Origin of the sequence: Streptomyces sp. NPDC056144 (assembly GCF_042264145.1) — a bacterium.
GTDB lineage: Bacteria > Actinomycetota > Actinomycetes > Streptomycetales > Streptomycetaceae > Streptomyces.
In genome coordinates, this window is sequence record NZ_JBHJVF010000012.1 from 12991 (window position 1) to 31683 (window position 18693).

General features: G+C 73.5%; 16 protein-coding genes. All 16 read left to right on the top strand.

From position 1 onward, the window contains the following. Positions 1 to 157: 157 nt before the first annotated feature. The 16 genes from ACFC0Z_RS28365 (at position 158) to ACFC0Z_RS28440 (ending at position 18691) form a co-directional block, all read left to right on the top strand. Complete coding sequence (locus tag ACFC0Z_RS28365) at positions 158 to 1381, top strand: sedoheptulose 7-phosphate cyclase (protein ID WP_376443674.1); 1224 nt, start codon at positions 158 to 160, stop codon at positions 1379 to 1381. 63 nt (positions 1382 to 1444) lie between these two features. Continuing rightward, positions 1445 to 1870 carry a cupin domain-containing protein gene (locus ACFC0Z_RS28370; RefSeq protein WP_376443677.1) on the top strand — a complete coding sequence of 142 codons (426 nt, stop codon included), beginning with the start codon at positions 1445 to 1447 and terminating at the stop codon, positions 1868 to 1870. Beyond that, entirely contained in the window at positions 1867 to 3168 is a 1302-nt protein-coding gene (locus ACFC0Z_RS28375; protein ID WP_376443680.1) for an aspartate aminotransferase family protein, read from the top strand. The genes ACFC0Z_RS28370 and ACFC0Z_RS28375 overlap by 4 nt, the downstream gene beginning before the upstream one ends. After that, positions 3165 to 4211 carry an ATP-binding cassette domain-containing protein gene (locus tag ACFC0Z_RS28380; RefSeq protein ID WP_376443683.1) on the top strand — a complete coding sequence of 349 codons (1047 nt, stop codon included), beginning with the start codon at positions 3165 to 3167 and terminating at the stop codon, positions 4209 to 4211. The genes ACFC0Z_RS28375 and ACFC0Z_RS28380 overlap by 4 nt, the downstream gene beginning before the upstream one ends. Continuing rightward, entirely contained in the window at positions 4208 to 5020 is an 813-nt protein-coding gene (locus tag ACFC0Z_RS28385) for an ABC transporter permease (RefSeq protein ID WP_376443686.1), read from the top strand. The genes ACFC0Z_RS28380 and ACFC0Z_RS28385 overlap by 4 nt, the downstream gene beginning before the upstream one ends. Further along, positions 5017 to 5823 carry an ABC transporter permease gene (locus tag ACFC0Z_RS28390; protein ID WP_376443689.1) on the top strand — a complete coding sequence of 269 codons (807 nt, stop codon included), beginning with the start codon at positions 5017 to 5019 and terminating at the stop codon, positions 5821 to 5823. The genes ACFC0Z_RS28385 and ACFC0Z_RS28390 overlap by 4 nt, the downstream gene beginning before the upstream one ends. Positions 5824 to 5826: 3 nt before the next feature. Beyond that, positions 5827 to 7326, top strand: coding sequence for a hypothetical protein (locus ACFC0Z_RS28395; protein ID WP_376443692.1), 1500 nt, complete (start codon positions 5827 to 5829; stop codon positions 7324 to 7326). 5 nt (positions 7327 to 7331) lie between these two features. Further along, a complete protein-coding gene (locus ACFC0Z_RS28400; RefSeq protein ID WP_376443695.1) occupies positions 7332 to 9461 on the top strand; it encodes a glycogen/starch synthase in 2130 nt (709 codons plus the stop codon). Beyond that, positions 9454 to 10620 carry a sugar phosphate nucleotidyltransferase gene (locus ACFC0Z_RS28405; protein WP_376443698.1) on the top strand — a complete coding sequence of 389 codons (1167 nt, stop codon included), beginning with the start codon at positions 9454 to 9456 and terminating at the stop codon, positions 10618 to 10620. Before ACFC0Z_RS28400 ends, ACFC0Z_RS28405 begins: the two co-directional genes overlap by 8 nt. Next, complete coding sequence (locus ACFC0Z_RS28410; RefSeq protein WP_376443701.1) at positions 10613 to 11677, top strand: ROK family protein; 1065 nt, start codon at positions 10613 to 10615, stop codon at positions 11675 to 11677. The genes ACFC0Z_RS28405 and ACFC0Z_RS28410 overlap by 8 nt, the downstream gene beginning before the upstream one ends. Beyond that, positions 11674 to 12579: an SDR family oxidoreductase gene (locus ACFC0Z_RS28415; protein ID WP_376443704.1), complete on the top strand. Its 906-nt coding sequence runs from the start codon at positions 11674 to 11676 to the stop codon at positions 12577 to 12579. Before ACFC0Z_RS28410 ends, ACFC0Z_RS28415 begins: the two co-directional genes overlap by 4 nt. Further along, on the top strand, positions 12576 to 13127 hold the full coding sequence (locus tag ACFC0Z_RS28420; protein ID WP_376443707.1) for an NUDIX domain-containing protein: 552 nt from the start codon (positions 12576 to 12578) through the stop codon (positions 13125 to 13127). Before ACFC0Z_RS28415 ends, ACFC0Z_RS28420 begins: the two co-directional genes overlap by 4 nt. Beyond that, positions 13124 to 13945 carry an HAD family hydrolase gene (locus tag ACFC0Z_RS28425; RefSeq protein WP_376443709.1) on the top strand — a complete coding sequence of 274 codons (822 nt, stop codon included), beginning with the start codon at positions 13124 to 13126 and terminating at the stop codon, positions 13943 to 13945. The genes ACFC0Z_RS28420 and ACFC0Z_RS28425 overlap by 4 nt, the downstream gene beginning before the upstream one ends. 142 nt (positions 13946 to 14087) lie before the next feature. Beyond that, positions 14088 to 15026 carry an adenosine kinase gene (locus tag ACFC0Z_RS28430; RefSeq protein WP_376443712.1) on the top strand — a complete coding sequence of 313 codons (939 nt, stop codon included), beginning with the start codon at positions 14088 to 14090 and terminating at the stop codon, positions 15024 to 15026. After that, entirely contained in the window at positions 15023 to 16618 is a 1596-nt protein-coding gene (locus tag ACFC0Z_RS28435) for a GMC family oxidoreductase (protein ID WP_376443715.1), read from the top strand. Before ACFC0Z_RS28430 ends, ACFC0Z_RS28435 begins: the two co-directional genes overlap by 4 nt. Positions 16619 to 16651: 33 nt before the next feature. Further along, entirely contained in the window at positions 16652 to 18691 is a 2040-nt protein-coding gene (locus ACFC0Z_RS28440; RefSeq protein ID WP_376443718.1) for a radical SAM protein, read from the top strand. The last annotated feature ends 2 nt before the right edge of the window (positions 18692 to 18693 follow it).

An 18693-nucleotide genomic window follows, 5' to 3' on the forward strand; every position in this document is an offset into this window, starting at 1 on the left:
GCGGGTCCCGATGGTCGCAGTGGGTGTGACCGCCATGCAAGAGGTTGCTGAAATTTTCAGAGATCTCTTGTGGCCGGTATCGATCAGCTGTTTCACTGGCGCCTCCCAGGGAGTTGACGATCACTCCGGCGTGCAGCCGGCCGATCCGAGGAGTGTCGTGACGACGCAGACAGCAGTCACCGAACCCGGAGTCAGAGCCGACGGGAGAGGCTTCGCCCTTCTGTCGCCGGAAGGCGTCTCGTACCGCGTCGACCTCGTCGGCTCGGTGCTGGACCCCGAGAACCCGACCCTGGCCGACCACTGCGAGGGCCGCCGGACGGTGGCCTTCCTCGGCCCCACCGTCGACCGGCTCTACGGCGAGCGCATCCGCCGCTACCTCGACGCCCGCCTCGCTCCCGGCAGTTGGAGCGTGGTGCGGATCGGCGGCGGCGAGCAGCACAAGACGATGGACGCGGTCGAGACGATCTGCGCCGAGGCGAAGGCCGCCGGGCTCGACCGGCGCGGGGTCATGCTCGCCTTCGGCGGCGGGGTCACCTGCGACCTGGTGGGCTTCGCGGCGGCCATCTACAGCCGCGGCGTCCGCTACATCAAGGTCAACACCACCCTCGTCGGCCAGGTCGACGTCGGCGTCGGCGTGAAGACCGGCGTGAACGCGCTCGGCACCAAGAACATGCTCGGCGCCTACCACCCGGCGCACGCCTCCCTCAACGACCCGGCGTTCCTCACGACCCTGCCGGACCGTCAGATCCGTTGCGGCATGGGCGAGATCGCCAAAATGGCCATCATCCGGGACGAACGGCTCTTCCGCGTCCTGGAGGAGTGCCCGGAGGTGTTCCGGCGGCCGGTGGACGAGCCCGCGTGGCTGGCCGGCGCCTCCGGCGGGCGCGGGGTGGAGGACTACGTGCTCCGCACCTCCATGGCGCTGATGATGGAGGAGCTCTGCCCCAACCTCCGCGAACACGACCTGGCCCGGCTCGTCGACTTCGGGCACACCTTCGGGCCCGTGATCGAGACCGCGAGCGAGTACCGGGTCGCACACGGCGAGTCCGTCGCCGTCGACATGGCGATCTCCAGCGAACTCGCCCGTGTGATGGGCCTGATCAGCGCCGAGGACTGCGAGCGGATCGTCCGTCTGATCGCCTCGCTCGGCCTGCCCGTGTACGACCCCGGCACCTGTACGCCCGAGTTGATGGACCGGGCGCTGCGGGCCTCCTGGGAGCGGCGCGGCAGGCGACTGCACCTCGTGGTGCCGGACGGGATCGGTACGGCCGTCTTCGTCGACGACCTGGAGGACATCCCGGCCACGGCCCTGGAGGAGGCGCTCGACGCCCTGGCCGTCCGCCCCGCGCCCGCCGAGCCCGCCGCGCCCGTCGCCCGCTGAGCGCGCCCGCCCGCCCGGCGCCGCTCGCCCGTACGCCCCCACCCCCTTTCTGGAGCCGCATCGATGATCCCGTCCGAAACGACCCGCGGAGTCACCCGCGCCCGGGTCTCCAACCTGCACGAGGGACTGCTCCGCGCGGTCACCGCGGACCACGACGGGATCGGCACCATCCACGTCCACCGCGCCTTCGACCGGCTGCGGGCCCCGGCCGGCGTGGCCTTCATCGACCTGGTCGTGCTGCCGCCGGGCACCTCCATAGGCACCCACCGCCACGGCGACGACGAGGAGACCTACGTCATCCTGTCGGGGCGGGGCCGGATGGTGGTGGACGGCGAGGAGTTCGCGGTCGGCCCCGGCGACGTCGTCGTCAACCGGCCGTACGGGGAGCACGGCCTCACCAACGACTCCGATGCCGCGTCGGAGACCGGAGAAGGCACCGACCTGCACCTCCTCGTCTTCGAGCTGGCCCCGGTCGGCGGCGCCCGATGACCGGCCCCCGCCAGCTCGACCTGCTGGCCCGCGAGTCCGCCCACCTCGCCCCCGGCGCCTCGGAGGAGTCCGCGCTCGGCCGCCGGGTCTTCGTCGAGGGCCGGGGCGCGGTCCTCACCGACCTCGACGGCGACCAGTACATCGACTTCGCGGCCGGCACCCTCACCCAGTCGCTCGGCCACTGCCACCCCGAGGTCGTCGCCGCCCTCACCGAGCAGGCCTCGAAGCTGTGGAACGTCCACGACTTCTCCACCGAGGGCCGCGCCGAACTCTGCGAGCTCCTGGCCCGGCTGCTGCCGGAGGAGCTCGACACGTACGCCTTCTTCTCCACCGGCGCCGAGGTCGTCGAGGCCGCCCTGCGTGCCGTCCAGGCCGTCGCCGAGCCCGGCCGCAACCGGATCGGCGCGCTCCGCCACGGCTTCCACGGCAAGACCCAGGGCGCCCGGATGCTCGTCCACTGGGACATCGGCAACCAGGCCTTCGCGGGCAACAGCGTCCTCGGCTACTCCCCGTACTGCTACCGCTGTCCGCTCGACCTGGAGTACCCCTCGTGCGGGGTGCGCTGCGCGACGCTCGTGCGGCGGCACATCGCGGAGAAGCCGAACGTCTCGGCCCTGGTCTTCGAGCCCGTGCTCGGCGCCGCCGGTGTCATCGTGCCGCCGCCCGGGTACTGGGAGCAGATCTCCGACGCCTGCCGCGAGAACGGCGTCCTCCTCGTCGCCGACGAGGTCCTCACCGGCGGCGGACGCACCGGCTCCTTCCTCGCGAGCGAGCAGCTCGGCATCGAGCCCGACCTCGTCACCCTCGCCAAGGGCACGGCGTCCGGCTTCCCGTTCGCCGCGCTCGCGGGCCGCTCCTCGGTGCTGCGTCACCCGGCGGCGGGCAACGCCGGGTCGACGGCCTCCACGTTCGCGAACAACCCGCTCGGCATCGCCGCCGCCCGGGCCACCCTCGAAGTCGTCGCCCGGGACAAGCTCGTCGACCAGGTCCGCGAACTCGGCGCCGTCATGGACGAGCGCCTGGCCGAACTCAAGTCCCGGTTCGACGTCCTCGGGGACGTACGGGGCCTCGGGCTCCTGCACGGCCTGGAGTTCGTCCGCGACCGGGAGACCCGCGCGCCCGCGCCCGACATCGCCCGCGAGGTGTACCTCGCGGCGCTCGACCTCGGCCTGCGGACCGCGATCGGCGGCCACGTCATCCGTCTCGCGCCGCCGTTCACCATCGACCGCGCCCTCCTCGACGAGGGCGTCACCCTCCTCGGCAAGGCCCTGGAGCGCGTGACGGAGGCGAGCCGGTGATCGTCGCCGAGAACCTCGTCAAGGAGTTCAAGGTCTACGAGCGCAAGCCCGGCCTGCTCGGCAGCCTCGGCACGCTCCTCAGCCGCGAGCACCGCGTCGTCCGCGCCGTCTCCGGGGTCTCCTTCGAGATCCCGAAGGGCGTGAAGGCCGCCTACATCGGCGCCAACGGCGCCGGGAAGTCCACCACCGTCAAGATGCTCACGGGTGTCATGAACCCGACCTCCGGCCGCGCCCTGGTCGACGGCGTGGAGCCGTACAAGGAGCGCCGCCGGACCGCCGCCGCCATGGGGGTCGTCTTCGGCCAGCGCAGCCAGCTCTGGTGGGACCTTCCGGTGATCGACTCGTTCCGGATCCTGCGCCGGATCTACGAGATCCCCGACGCGGTCTACGAACGGAACCTGGCGCTCTACCGGGACCGGCTCGACATCGACGCCCTCGGCAACACCCCCGTACGGCAGTTGAGCCTCGGCCAGCGGATGCGCGCCGAGGTCGCCGCGAGCCTGCTGCACGACCCCGCCGTGGTCTTCCTCGACGAACCCACCGTCGGCCTCGACCTGGTGCTCAAGGAGGCCGTCCGCGAGCTGATCAACCACGTGAACGCGGAGCTGGGCACCACCGTCATGCTCACCAGTCACGACATCGGCGACATCACCGCCATCTGCGACCAGGTCCTGGTCGTCAGCCACGGCGAGGTCGTCCACCAGGGCGGCATGCACGAGCTGCTGCGCACCGCCGACACCCGGGCGGTCGTCTTCGAGTACCACGGCGGACCCTCCGCCGACCTGGCGATCGAGCTCGTCGAGCGCGAGCTGCCCGGGGTGTCCGCCCGGCCGGCGGACGGCGGGCGGATCCGCGTCGACTACCCGTCCGACCGCTGGTCGGCCCGGCAGGTCATGGGCTTCCTGCTCGACCACTTCGACCTGGCCGACTGCGTCGCCCCGGAGCCCGACCTGGAGACCGTCCTGCGCCGGATCTACACCGCGCGGGTCGGCGCCCAGGGCGCCCCCGAGGCTCAGAGCGGCGCACAGGAGGTACGGGCGTGAGCGCCGTCTCCCTGCGCCGTTACGGGCCCTTCGCCACGAGCAGCCTCCAGAGCCTCCTCCAGTACCGCTCGACCTTCGTGGTCAGCGCCGTCACCGCGACGACCGCCGTCGGCGTGCAGGTCTTCCTGTGGCGCGCGGTGTACGCGGGCCGGACGGGCGCGCCGCCCGGCGGCTACGACCTCGCCCAGCTCACCACGTACGTGCTCCTCGCCCAGGTGATGGGCCTGCTCCAGGCCAACCGGGTCGACGAGGCGGTCTCCGAGGAGGTGCGGCGCGGCGACATCGCCGTCTCGCTGCTGCGTCCCGTCAGCTACCCGCTGACCCGGTTCGCGGCGGCGCTGCCGGTCTCCGCGACCAACACCGCCCTGGTCGCGGTCCCGGTGGTGCTGCTGTACGCGCCGTTCGTCCCGCTCACCACGCCGACCTGGCCCGACGCCCTGATGTTCGCCGTCGCCACCGCGTTCTCGCTGGTCATCGGCTTCGGGGTGAACCTGCTCGTCGGCCTCGCCGCCTTCGTCACCACCAACATCTGGGGCATCCGGGTCGTCAAGGACGGCATCGTCGCGTTCTTCGGCGGCCAGGTCGTGCCGCTCGCCCTGATGCCCGCCCCGCTGGCCGCCGTCGCGCACGCCCTGCCCTTCCAGGGCATGGTCGACGGACCGCTGCGGCTGCTGCTCGGCGACTACGACGGGTACGGCGAGGCCGCCGGCATCCTGGCAGGGCAGGCGGTCTGGGCGGCCGTGACGACCGCGCTCGCCGTGCTCGCCTGGAGGTCCGCCGTCCGCAGGGTGGAGGTGCTCGGCGGATGAGCGCCCTCACCACCCTCACCCGGTACTCCCGGCTGACCTGGCAGCTCAGCGGCGTCAGCCTGCGCCGGCTCACCGAGTACCGGATGGACTTCCTGATCGGCGCCGGGGGCCTGCTGCTGCGCGTCGGCTGCCAGCTCGCGGTGATCGGCATGGTCTTCGCGCAGGTCCCCGCGATCGCGGGCTGGAACTACCACCAGGTGCTGTTCCTGGTCGGCTTCTCCCAGCTGCCGCGCGGACTGGACCGGATGTTCACCGACCAGCTGTGGCTGGTGGCCCAACGGCTCATCCAGTCCGGCGAGTTCTACCGGTACATGATCCGGCCGGTCCACCCCCTGTACGCCGTGCTCTCCGAGCGCTTCCTCTACCCGGACGGGTTCGGCGAGGTCGTCACGGGCATCGGCATCATCGCGTACGCCGTGTACGCCATGGACGACGGTCCCGGCCTCGGCGGGCTGCTGCTCCTGCCGGTCCTGGCGCTGTGCGGGGCCCTGATCCTCGCCTCGATCAAGACGGCGTTCGCCGCCCTCGCCTTCTGGACCACCAACAGCTTCCCGGCCCTCTGCTCGGCCTACCAGCTCGGCGACTTCTCCGGCTATCCCGTCGGCCTGTACCACCCGTCCCTCCGGTGGCTGCTGACCTGGCTGCTGCCCTACGCCTTCACCGCGTACGTCCCGGTGTCCTACCTGCTCTTCGGGGAGACAGGGCTGCTGCTCTGGCTCCCGGTGGTGACCGTCGCCGTCGCGGCGCTCGCCCTGCTGGTCTGGAACCGGGGCGTCGACCGCTACGAGATGACCGGGAGCTGAACCTTGGACACCCTGCTGCTCGGCGGCCTTCCGCCGGCCACGGTCGAACTCCTGCGCACCGCGCCCTGGATGGAGGAGAGCGCCCGCCGCGCGGGACGCTTCGACCTCGTCGACGAGGCCGTCCTCGGCACCGTCCGCCTGCTGATCGTCGCACCGGCCGGAGGCGGCGACGGCCGGTGGTTCGTCCCCGTCGAGGACGGGGACCGAGCCGGGGACGGGGACGGAGAGGCCGGTGCGGCGGGCGCGGCCGCCGACCGCACCGACGCCTACGACCGCCTCGTGGTCCGCGCCATGCGCGACGGCCTGCGGCTGCCCACCCGGCGCGGCAACGTCGTCGAGTTCCGCGGCGAGCCCGCCGAGTACCGGGGGCAGCTGCCCTTCGAGCCCGGCTGGTCCTCCAACGCCCTGTCCCTGATCGACCTCGCGGGCGCTCCGCACGCCCACAAGAGCTACCGGCGGATCGGCGCCGGCACCCGCGAGCCCGAGCTCCTGCGGCTGATGGCCGACAGCGGCCGGACCCAGCGGCCCGTGGGCGAGTACGCCTACGTCGACACCGCCACCGGTGCCCGCGAACCCCTCGGCGTGCTCTACCGCTACGCCGACGGCGACGGCCTCAACGTCCCGCTGAGGGACGGCATCCGCGCGATGTGGCCCCTCCTCGCCGCCGGTGCCGACCCTCAGGAGGCCGTCGCCGCCTCGCAGCGCGCGCTCGTCGCGCCGCTGCGCGAGGCCGGCGCGTTCCTCCGCGGCTTCCACCACGACCTCGCCGAACGGCTCGGCCCGCACGGCGAGTTCCCGGCCGAGCGGTTCCGCGACTGGACCGCGGAGCGGCTCGCCGCGCTGCGCCCGCAGCTCCTCGCCGACACCCGTTTCCCGGTGGCCGTGCGCGAGGCGGCCGTCGCCGGCCTCGAACGGGAGCTGGCGCGGGCGGCCTCCCTCCCGGCGCGGCCCTGGCCCGCCGGACCCTGCCACGGCGACCTGCACCTCTCCCACCTGCTGCGGAGCGTCCGGCCCGACGGCGGCTGGGACCTGTGCGTCATCGACCTGTCGACCCCGCACCCGGACCCGGCGGACCCCGCCACGGCCCAGTCGCCCTGGCAGGACCTCGCCGCCATGCAGCGCGGACTGGAGATCTTCACCGCCGACGAGTTCTCCGACCACGCCGCCGACGTCCTCGGCAAGGACTCCGAGGACACCTGCCGCACCGCCCTGCTGACGGCCGCGGGCGGCCGCCCCGACACCCCCGGCTGGACGGACCGCGACCTCGCCGAGCTCGCCCGGCTCCAGGCCGCGGCCAACCTCTGGGCCGCCCGCACGGGCGAACTCCTCATCACCGAGGGCCAGGCCCACACCGACCACCCCGCCTGGCGCGTCTTCCGGCTGCGCCGCCTGATCCACGAACTCGACTACGCGTACGCCCACGACCGCGGCTACCACGCGGCGATCAACCTGCGGCACGCCGTCGAGGCCTCTGGCCCGCGCGGTGCCGGGGCGGAGGACTGACACCCGTGCACATCATCGAGACCTACTTCGAGTGCGGCGGCTTCGACCACCGCTACCTCCAGGGCGGGATATCCGTCTACCTCTGGAACCTCTCCACGGCCCTCGCCGAACAGGGCCACCGCGTCTCCGTCGTCACCCCCGCCCACGGCCGCCTCGACGACCTGCGCCGCCACTACCCGCTGGAGGAGGTCGCGTACCGCGACACGTACGAGCTGCCGCTCGTCCTCGACCCGCGGGTCTGGGGCGACCGTCACCCCGCCGAGGTCCGGATCCCGCTGACCACCACCGCGCACCTGCTGCGCCTGGACGGCGTGGACCTGTACTTCCTCTCCAACGAGCTGCTCGACCAGCTGCCGGACCGCTTCTACCCGCCGTACTCCAGCAAGGGCCAGGACCTGGTCTTCTTCAAACCGCTCGCCTTCCAGGTCGACAGCGTCCGCTTCATCCGGCACCGCTTCGCCGACGAGAGGGCCGTGGTCCACGCCCACGAGCCGTACTACCACTACCTGCTGCCCGCGGCCTTCCGGGACGACCCGACGAAGCCGGTCGTCGGCACCGTGCAGAGCAACATGCCGATCACCAAGAGGGTCTACCGCCCCGAGGTGGAGCGGCTCCTCGACTTCCTCGGCGCCGGGCACATCGCTCTGCCCGTCGAGGACCCCGGCGGTGTGGCCGCCCCGCACGACCCGGTGATGAGCGCGTACCAGCAACTCACCCATCTCCACTACGAGTACGGCCCCGGCCACATCGGCGTCTACGACCTGGTCGCCGACCACGCCGACCTCGTCGACTTCCTCTCGCCCGGGCACCGGGACTTCTACACCGCCTTCGCCGACACCCCCTTCGAGCAGCTCTTCGCGACCCTGCCCGTCCACGGGACGGTCCGGCGCAACGCGCACAAGAGCTTCGTCGGCGGCTGCGCCGTCGGCGACACGTGGACCACCGGCGAACCGCCGGACGTCGACCGGGCCGCCGTCCTCGGCGGGCTCGGCCTCGACCCCGCCCTGCCGACGTTCTTCCACAACGCCCGCTACGCGGTGAACCACAAGGGCCAGGTCGAGCTGTTCCGGGCCATCGACCGGGTCCTCGGCGAGGGCCTCGCCGCCAACTTCGTCCTCCGCTGCATCAGCGACGAGGGCATTCCCGACCCGTACGTCCACGACGTCGTCGCCCGGTACAAGGACCGCGTCCACCTGGAGTGGCAGCGCGTCGACGAGCAGCGGCTCCTCGCGTACGCGGCCTCCTCGGACTTCTGTCTCTTCCCGTCCAAGTTCGAGATGGACACCTTCCTCATCGCCCAGGGCGAGGCCATGGCCGTCGGCGCGGTGCCGATCGCCACCGCCCAGCTCGGCATGGCGCACTTCGGCCACGTCGCCGACCCCCTGAACGGCCCCGAGGCCGACCGGGCCACCGGCTTCGCCGTCAACCGCTCCTTCGCCGAGGACGACCCGCTGCTCGCCGACGCCCTCGCCCGCCGTATCCACCAGGCCGCCGACCTGCTCCGCGAGCGGCCGGAGGAGTACCGGCGGCTGCGCGCCAACGCCATGGCGAACGCCCGGCAGTTCACCTGGGAGCGCGTCGCACGGCTCCACGTCGAGGCGTTCACCCCCCTCTGGGAAGGCCGCGCCCCCGCCCCGCTCGGCACCGAACTCGCCCTGCGGTACGGCTGGTTCGACCTGCTCACCGAGGAGGCGTACGAGCGCGAGGGCGACGCCGTCGCCGAGGCGGCGCTGCGGCTCGGCGACGCCGAGGCCTACGCCCGGTGCCGCCCGCTGGACGCGGAGGCCACCCGTGCGCTCTTCGAAGCGGCCTGGAACCGGGCCGACTTCGTCCGCTGCGAGCGGACCGCCGCCGGCGAACCCGCCCTGCGCGCCCGCCTCGACGGCCGCTGCGCGGTCCGGGACGGCCGCGTCGTCTACCGGCTGCCGCACGCGGAGCGCGTGGAGCTCGTCCGCCTCGCCCCGGGCTCCGCTACGGGCCGCCGCGAGGTGCTCGTACGGCAACTGGAGCGGAACGGCGATGAGTTCACCGGAGAGGTGCCCGGCGACACGAACGGCGAGGGTGGCGGCCCGCTGCACCTCCTCGTCACCCTGGACAGCGGCCGTTCGACCTGGGACGTGGTGAACCATGACTGACGGAGTGCGCGCCGTCCTGCTCGCCGGCGGCGAAGGCCGCCGCATGGGCAGGCTCGGCCACGGGCGGCTCAAGCCGCTGGTCCCGTTCGGCGGCGCCTGCCGCCTGGTGGACTTCTCGCTCGCCAACGCCGCCGACTCCGGCCTCGACGAGGTGCTGCTGCTCTCCCAGTACGAGGAGCGCCGGCTGATGGACGACCTGTACCGCACCTGGTGGCGGCCCGGCTTCCGGGTCCACTTCGGACCCCACGACCGGGCCTACCGCGAGGGCCTGGGCTTCGCCCCGGAGCAGCCGGCCGGAGCTCCGGAGCGCGGCACCGCCGACGCCCTGATCCGCAAGGCCCCGTACGTCTTCGGCGGCGGCACCTCCGAGGTCCTGGTCCTGCACGCGGACCACGTCTACCGGTTCGACTACCGCCCGCTGATCGAGCGGCACCGCCGTTCGGGAGCGGCGCTGACCGTCGCGTACCAGCGCATCGAGCGCCGGTACGTGCACCTCTTCGGCATGGTCGAGTTCGACGGCTCCGGGCAGCTCACCCGGTTCGTCGAGAAGCCCGCCGAGCCGACGAGCGACCTGGTGTTCGCCGCGTTCTGCGTCTTCGACGCGGCCGTGCTCCACCGCTATCTGGAACTCCTCGACGGCACCGACTGGCAGCACGACATCAGCCGGGACGTCATCCCCGCGATGCTCGCGGGCGGCGAGCGGATCCTCGGGCACGAGGTCGCGGGCCACTGGGAGGACATCGGCACGGTGGACCGCTACCACCGGGCCCACCTCGCCATGCTCGACGACCGCGCGACCCTGCCGCTCGCCCGGCTGCCCCGGACGCTCGCGCCGGGGACGGAACGCCGCCTGGTGGTGGAGGCGCCCGGCGTCGAACGGAGCGTCGTCCCCGCCGACCTGGCCCTGGAAGGGCGGATCGAGCGGAGCGTCGCCTTCCCCGGCGTACGGATCGGGCGCGGCGCGCGGGTCAGCCGCAGCGTGCTGCTGCCCGGCGCGGTCGTCCCGCCCGGCGCGGAGATCGACTCGGCGATCGTCCTGGAGGACGGCTTCGTCCAGCAGGTGGACGCCCCGTCCCCGTACGGCGGCACCCCCGTCCACGTCCCAGAGCCCGCACACCGCGCGGCCACCGCACACGCCCGGGGAGAGGCCCGTGTCTGAGTCCTCCGAGTACGGCGAATCCTCCGGATTCTCCGGCTCCGCCTTCACCGTCGCCGACCTCGGCGGCACCACGCTGCGGATCGCCCGCTACGGGGCCGGCACCGGCACCCTCACCGACGTCCGGCGCACCCCCACGGACGGCATGGCCCGCCACCCCGGCGCCTCCGTCCCCGAACTCCAGGAGAGGATCGTCCGGCAGTTCTCCGACCTCGCGGCCGAGGCGGTCGAGCGGCACGGCAGCAGCGCGCTCGCCGTCGCCTTCGCCGGCCCCGTCACCGCCGACGGCAGGGTCGTCACCGCCCCCACCGTGTGGGGCGGCCGGGGCGAGCAGCTGCCGCTGCGCCTCCTCCTGGAGGAGCGGCTCGGACTGCCGGTGGTCGTCGTCAACGACATCACGGCCGCCGTCTGGCGGTACGTGGGTGCCGACGGAGACCAGCCGTTCTGCCTGATCACCGTCAGCTCCGGGATCGGCAGCAAGGTCTACCGGGGCGGCGAGGTCCTGCTCGACCCCGAGGGCCACGGCGGCGAACTCGGCCACTGGACCTGCGACCCGAGCCCCCGGGCGCCGCTGTGCGACTGCGGCGGCCGGGGCCACCTCGGCGGCATCGCCTCGGGGCGGGGTGCCCTCGCCGCCGCCCGCCGGGCGGCCCTCGCCGAACCGGACCGGTACGCCCGCTCGTACCTCGGGCTCACCGCGCCCGACCCCGAGGGGCTCGACAACCGGATGCTCGCCGCCGCCGTGCGCGCGGGCGACGCGTTCGCGACCGAGGTCCTGCGCGGGGGCCTGGCGCACCTCGCCTCCGCGATCACCTCCGTGTTCACGTCGATCGGCGTGCGCCGGTACGTCCTGATGGGCGGGTTCGCGCTGGCCGTCGGCGCCCGCTACGCCGAGCTGCTCACCGAGGAGCTCGTCCGCCTCGGCTGCTTCGGCCTCACGAGCGAGGAGATCCGGACGATGGTCGTCCTCGGCGAACCCGACGACGACCACGGCCTGATCGGCGCGGGACGGCTGCTCGCGCTGCGCGGCGCGGCCCCCCGGGCGGTGACGGCCCGATGACCCGCACGCTCGTCGTCGGCAGCGGCTTCGTCGGCCGCGCGGTCGCCGCACACCTGACGGCGGGGGGGGGGGGGGGCGGGCCCCCCCCCCCCCCCCCCCCCCCGCCCGGGACGGGAACCCCCGCCGACGCCGTTCCCTGGGTACGGCTCGACGCGGCCGACGCCCGGTCCTGCGAGGAGACCGTCGCGGAGGTGCGCCCGGACCGGCTGGTCCTGGTGCACGGCCCCTCCGACGTGACCTGGTGCGAGGCGGACCCCGAGCGGGCCGCCGCCCTGCACACGGCGGCGACCGCCCACCTCACCGCCGCCGCCCCCGGCAGGCGCACGGTGCTGATCTCCACCGACAACGTCTTCGACGGCACCTCACCGGTCAACGGCGAGTCCGCGCCCACCGCCCCGGCCAACGCCTACGGCCGGGCCAAGCTCGCCGCCGAGCGGATCGTCCGGGAGTCGGCGGACGGAACGGTCCTGCGGGTCAGCCTCATCTACGGCTGGGAGCCGCCCGAGACCACCAAGTGGCTCAACTTCTTCTCCTCCTGCGCCCATCGGCTGCGCGCGGGCGAGCGGGTGGAGGTCCCCGGCGACCAGTGGACCACCCCGGTCCTCGTCGAGGACGTCGCGGCCGTGACGGCGGCCGTGCTGCCGACCGGGGCGCCCCCGCTGCTGCACCTCGGCGGCCCCGACCGGATCTCCCGCGCGGACTGGGCCGAGGCCATCGCCGACGCCCTCGGCGTGCCCCGGTCCCAGGTCGTCCGGGTCCCGAAGGCCGCCGGCCGCTACGCCAGCCGCCCCACCAACACCTGCCTGACGAGCGAGCTCCTCGACGGCTTCCTCGCCGCCCGCGGCCTGCGGGTCCGCGGGGTGGCGGAGGGCCTGCGCGCGCTGCTGAAGGAGGCGGAGTGATCCGTACCGTCCGGTCCCGCGAGGTGTACCGCAACCCGTGGATGACCGTCCGCGAGGACGACATCCGGCACGCCGACGGCTCCCCGGGCCTCTACGGCGTCGTCGACAAGCCGGACTACGCCCTGGCGATCCCCCGCCAGGACGGCCGGGTCCACCTCGTGGAGCAGTACCGCTACCCCGTCGGCGGCCGGTACTGGGAGTTCCCGCAGGGCTCCTGGCCCGAGGACCACGAGCCCTCGGACCCGCTCGGGCTCGCCCGCGCCGAGCTGCGCGAGGAGACCGGGCTGAGGGCCGGCCGGATGACCTATCTGGGCCGTGTCCACGTGGCGTACGGCTACGCCAGCCAGGGCTGCCACGTCTTCCTGGCCGAGGAGCTGGTCCAGGGGCGGCCCGAACGGGAGGCGACCGAGGCGGACATGCGGCAGCGGTGGGCCGACCCCGGGGAGTGGCGCGAACTCGTCAGGTCCGGGCGGATCACCGACGCGGCGACGCTGGCCGCCCACACGTTGCTCGACCTGCACGACTCCGAAGGAAAGACGTCCCGATGACCACACAGCCCCCACAGCCCGCACGGTTCTCCGTCGTCGCGACGGACCTGGACGGCACCCTCCTCCGCCGCGACCTGAGCGTCTCCGACCGGACGCGCGCGGCCCTGGCGCGGGTCCGGGACGCCGGGTCCCTGCACCTGGTGATCACCGGCCGGCCCGCCGCCGGCTGCCGCGCGCTGCTCCTGGAACGCCTCGAGTACACGGGCCTCGCGGTCTGCGGGCAGGGTGCCCAGCTGTACGACGTCGGCGCCGACCGTCTGCTGACCTCCGCGACCCTGGACCGGCCCACCGTCCGGGCCCTGGTCGACCGGATCTCCGAACGGGTGGGTCCGCTGGAGCTCGCCGTGGTGACCTCGGGCCTGGACGGCGAGTTCCGGGTCACCCCGGCCTTCGACGACGATCCGTGGTGCGGCTGGCGGGTGGTCGGCCATCCGGACGAACTCTGGACGCATCCGGTGGACAAGGTGCTGCTCCGGCACCGCCACCTCGGCGACGACCTGCTCGCCGCCGTCGCCGAGGAGGTCTGCGGGGACGCGGTCGCGGTCACCCACTCGGGCGAGAACATGGTCGAGCTGCTCCCGGCCGGCGTCAGCAAGGCGACCGGCCTCGCGGCGGCGGCCCGGCTGCTCGGCTTCACCGCCGAACGGACCGTCGCCTTCGGCGACATGCCCAACGACATCCCGCTGCTCTCCTGGGCCGGCCACGGCGTCGCCATGGGCAACGCGCACGCCGAACTCCGGCGCCTGGCGGACGAGATCGCGCCGACGAACGAGGAGGACGGCGTGGCGGCAGTCCTGGAGCGCCTCTTCCCCGTCTGACAGCACCCCGCTCACCGTTGAAAAGATTTTCTGCAAAACCCTGCAAGATCTTGTGGCCTGCTCGTGCCGCCTGCTTGACTCACCTCCCGGCGGAGCGAGTTGACACCCGATCGCACCGGCGCAACGACGGAGAGGAACCCCGATGACCACCGAGATTGACGTCCTCGTCCTGGGCGGAGCCGGCGTGGACACCATCGTCCACGTCCCGCAGCTGCCGCTCCCGTACGCCGACTGCTACATGGTTCCCGCCATCGAGCGCCGGGCCGCGCAGAGCGGCGACTTCGTGGCGCTCGCGGTGAAGGCCCTCGGCCTGCGCACCCACCACATCGACGTCCTCGGCGACGACCACGAGGGCGAACTCGTCCGGGCCCTGCACCGGGAGTGGGACATCCCGCTCACCGAGGTCCCGGCGCCGGCCGGCACCAAACGCGCGGTCAACCTCGTGGACCCCGAGGGGCGGCGGCTCTCCCTGTACGACGACTCGCGCAAGCGCGACGAGGACCGGCTGCCCGACGAGGTCGTCCGCGCCCTCGCGGCGAAGAGCCGCCACGCCCACGTCTCGATCACCCACCCGTGCGCCGAGGCCATCCCCGCGCTGCGCGAGTCCGGCGTGACGATCTCGACCGACCTGCACAACTGGGACGGCGTGGGCTCCTTCCAGGAGCCGTTCGCCTACCAGGCCGACGTCGTCTTCGTCTCCACCACCGCCCTGCCCAAGCCCGAGGAGACCCTGCGGCAGATCGCCGAACGCGGCCGCGCCCAGGTGGTCGTGGGCACGGCGGGCGCCGACGGCTGTCACCTCCTCGCCGACGGGACGCTCACGCACGTCCCGGCCGTGACCCCGCCCGCGCCGGTGGTCGACTCCAACGGCGCGGGCGACGCCTTCGCCGCGGGGTTCCTGTTCGGCTGGCTGTCCGGCGAGACGCCGCTGCGCAGCGCCCTGTACGGCTCGATCGCCGGCGCCTTCGCCTGCACGGTCCCGGCGACCCGTACCGACTGCGTCGACCGCGCCGGGCTCCTGGCGCGGGCCGCGGAGCTGGAGGAGCTCGGGGCGGCGGCCGCGTCGGCCGGGCCCGCATGACGGTGGGTCAGGCCCGCAGGACGGCCGGCCGGGGCCGCATGACGGTCGGTCAGGCCCGCATGACGGCCGGACGGACCGCCGCCGGTCACGACGCCGTGCGCCCCACCGGCCACGACGTCCTCGTCCTCGGCGGAGGAGTGGCGGGCTGCGTCCTGGCCTCCCGCCTGAGCGAGGACCCGAGCCGGTCCGTCTGCCTGGTGGAGGCGGGCCCCGACTACGGCCCCGACCGGTCGGCCTGGCCGACGGAGGTCCGCAACGCCCGCGCCCTGACCCGCGCGGACGTGTGGGAGCACGACGTCCCGGTCCACCGCTACAGGGCCCGCGTCCTCGGCGGCTCCTCCTGCGTCAACGGCTGCTGGAACACCTGGCCCTCCGCCCCCGACCTGGCCGCCTGGCGGGCGGCCGGCGGCCCGGGCTGGCGGGAGACCGAGCTGGACGCGCACCGGGAGGCGGCGGTCGGGCGCATGCGGCTCCGCCGGGTGCCGGACCACGAGATCTCGCCCTGGGGGCGGGGCTTCCTCACCGCCGCCGCCGAACTCGGCTACGCGGAGGTCGACATGGGCCGCACCGGCGGCCCCGGCCACGGCAGCCCGCTGGTCAACGCGCTCGACGGCCTCCGCTGGAACGCCGCCTTCGCCTACCTCGACGCGGAGACCCGGGCCCGCCCGAACCTGACGATCCTCGCGGACGCGACCGTGGACCGGCTGACCGTCGGCGACGACGGCGGGATCCGCTCGGCGGAGCTCGTACGGCACGGCCGGCGCCACTCCCTGACGGCCGGCACCTACGTGCTGACCTCCGGCACGTTCGGTTCGCCGGCCGTCCTGCTCCGCAGCGGCATCGGTCCGGCCGACGCCCTCCGGAACCTCGGCATCCGCCCGCGGCTCGACCTGCCGGGTGTCGGCGCGAACCTCGTCGACCAGCCCGCCGTCTTCGTCCCGATGGCCCCGAAGCCCGGCCTCGACGCGGCGCTCGCCGCGAGCGAGGCGGCCGGCGACCTGTACGTCAACCGGACGCTGATCAGGGCCGCGAGCGCGTACTGCGCCGACGGCTCCTGGGACCTGCACCTCGTGCCCTCGGCGGGCCCGCCACTCTTCGGCGCGCTGCCGCCGGGCCGGTACGAGGCCGGGTTCTCGGTCCTGGCGATGAAGCCGGCCTCCCGGGGACACGTACGCCTGCGCTCCGCCGACCCGACGGACGCCCCGGACATCGACCCCGGGTTCCTCACCGACCCGGAGGGCCGCGACGCGGCCGTGCTCCGCGACGGCCTCGGGCTCGCCGGGCGACTGCTCGCCTCGCCCGCCCTGAAGGCCCTGGCCGACCCCGTACCGGGCCGGTCCGCGCGCGAACTCGCGGTGCGGGGGACGCGGGAGCTGCGGGACCTCCTCGGCACGTACTGGCATCCCGTGGGCACCTGCGCCATGGGCCCGCCGGACGCGGCGGACGCGGTCGTCGACGGGGAGGGGCGGGTGCGGGGCACCACGAACCTGCGGGTCGCCGACGCCTCGATCCTGCCGACGGTCCCGGCCTCCAACTCCCAACTCCCGGTCATCGCGGTCGCCGAACTGCTCGCGACCACCTTCCAGGACTGAGCTCATCCCACACGGACGGAACGACACACAGCCATGAGATCCAGCACCGCACCGGGCACCCTGCAGTCGGCCCGCTTCTACATCACCTTCCGTTGCAACTCGCTCTGCGGCTACTGCAACGTCTGGCAGGACGACAAGTTCAAGGGGTACGACGAACTCTCCCTGGAGCAGGGCCGGAAGATCCTCGATCAGCTGCACGCGCTCGGTGTGCGGTACGTGGACTTCACCGGCGGTGAACCGGTTCTGCACCCGCACATCAACGGGATCGTCCAGTACGCCAAGTCCCTCGGCATGGCCACGGAGATCACCAGCAACGGCATCCGCTTCGCCAAGCACATCGACGCGATCGTGCCGTACGTCGACACGATGAACGTCTCCCTGGACACCCTGAAGCCGGAGCGCTACCGCCAGATCCGCGGCGTACCGACCCTGGACCGCGCCCTGGAGGTCATCCGGCGCATCGGCGCCACCGGCTCCGGCAACCTCAAGCTGATCTGCGTGGTCACCCGGGAGAACGTGGACGAGGTGCCCGACCTGCTGGCGTTCGCGCAGGAGAACCGGGTCTCCATCTACTTCTCGACGATGTTCGAGTACTTCGACGAGCAGGACACCGTCCGGGACATGAACCGGACGGCCCGCAAGCTGAAGATCGTCCAGACGAACGGCACGCCGGCGGACGGCGGTTCGGGATCGTCCTGCGGCACGGGCGCCCCGGCGGGACCCGTCGCCGTGGCGGCGCCGACCTCGCCCGGCCCGACCTCCTCCGAGATAGCCGAGGACCTCCTCCGCCTCCTCTACCAGCCGTTCGCCGTGATCAACCTGCACTTCCGCAAGTACGTGGAGGAGCTGGACCCGACCTCCCCCACCGACTGCTACGCCAACAAGCGGATCCTCACCATCGGCCCGGACGGCCGCCTGGTCCTGCCCTGCTACCACGCCTTCGACAACTCGGTGCTGTGGGACCGGGACCTCGCCGAGCTCGTCCAGGACGAGGAGTTCGTCCGGGTCAGGGACGAGGAGGTCGGCCACCGCTCCGAGTGCCGCAGCTGCACGGTCTTCCCGTACATCGGGCTGTCCTTCAGCTACCGCTTCGACCGGTACTTCCTCTACCAGGCGCTGTCCGAGGAGATCATCAAGTTCAAGGACCGCTTCGCCAACCCCGTCCACCCCCGGCTGTCCCTGGACCTGGACGCCCTCCACGCCCGCTACGCCGACCTGGAGCGGTTCCTCGACACCTCGCTCCCGGTCTCGCGGCCCCCGGTGTCCGAGGACCACCTCTACCGCTTCGACGTCACCCGGGGCGGCGGCGTCACGACCGAGCTGGCGGCCGGCGAGATCGGCCTCGCCGAACTCCTCTCCGACCACGCCCACGAGTACTGCTGGGACGTCCAGCGCTCCCCGCACCCGTGGATCCGCCTGGTCTACCGCGACCTGATGCCGCTCCTGCGGGAGCTCACGGAGAAGGGCCTCGTCGCCGAGGCCGACCACGACGCCACCGTCGGGAGCCTCTACGAGCTCCAGCTCGCCTGGTGGCAGGCGTACATGGGCCGCTACTTCCGGGGCGGCGAGGCCCTGGACACCTCCGGCGCCGACGAGGTGGTCGCCCGCTTCCTCCACCGGACCTCGGACCTGCTCCCCGCCGACGCCCCGCAGTCCGCCCGCGTCCGCGAGATCCTCCTCCACGCCGGCTGCGTCCTCGGCCTCCCGGCGGAGACCCTGACGTCCCTGGCCGTACGGGAGGACTTCCCGGAGGCGAACCTGTCGGCGAAGTATCTGCTGCTCATCGCCCCGGACGGGGCCCTCGCCGAGTACGCCGCGCTGCTCCCGCCGGAAGCCGCGGCGCCGCTGCTGAACCCGGCCGCCGAGGCCTCGGCCTCCCCCGACGAGGAGATCGCCGGGCTCCTCGCCGACGAGGACACCCTGGACCAGGCCACCGCCGAACGTCTGGCGACCGCCCTCCGCGCCACCACGGCCGACCGCCGCGCCGAACTGGCGGCCCGTCTTCTCGCGCACGAACTGCGCGACCCGGCCCGCGTCCGCGCCCGGGGCGAGGTGATCCGCGCCCGCAGGTGAGC

Coding starts and splice junctions, on each gene's coding strand:
- ACFC0Z_RS28370 (WP_376443677.1), top strand. CDS start 1,445: ATGATCCCGTCCGAAACGACCCGCGGAGTCACCCGCGCCCGGGTCTCC.
- ACFC0Z_RS28375 (WP_376443680.1), top strand. CDS start 1,867: ATGACCGGCCCCCGCCAGCTCGACCTGCTGGCCCGCGAGTCCGCCCAC.
- ACFC0Z_RS28390 (WP_376443689.1), top strand. CDS start 5,017: ATGAGCGCCCTCACCACCCTCACCCGGTACTCCCGGCTGACCTGGCAG.
- ACFC0Z_RS28405 (WP_376443698.1), top strand. CDS start 9,454: ATGACTGACGGAGTGCGCGCCGTCCTGCTCGCCGGCGGCGAAGGCCGC.
- ACFC0Z_RS28415 (WP_376443704.1), top strand. CDS start 11,674: ATGACCCGCACGCTCGTCGTCGGCAGCGGCTTCGTCGGCCGCGCGGTC.
- ACFC0Z_RS28425 (WP_376443709.1), top strand. CDS start 13,124: ATGACCACACAGCCCCCACAGCCCGCACGGTTCTCCGTCGTCGCGACG.
- ACFC0Z_RS28430 (WP_376443712.1), top strand. CDS start 14,088: ATGACCACCGAGATTGACGTCCTCGTCCTGGGCGGAGCCGGCGTGGAC.
- ACFC0Z_RS28435 (WP_376443715.1), top strand. CDS start 15,023: ATGACGGTGGGTCAGGCCCGCAGGACGGCCGGCCGGGGCCGCATGACG.
- ACFC0Z_RS28440 (WP_376443718.1), top strand. CDS start 16,652: ATGAGATCCAGCACCGCACCGGGCACCCTGCAGTCGGCCCGCTTCTAC.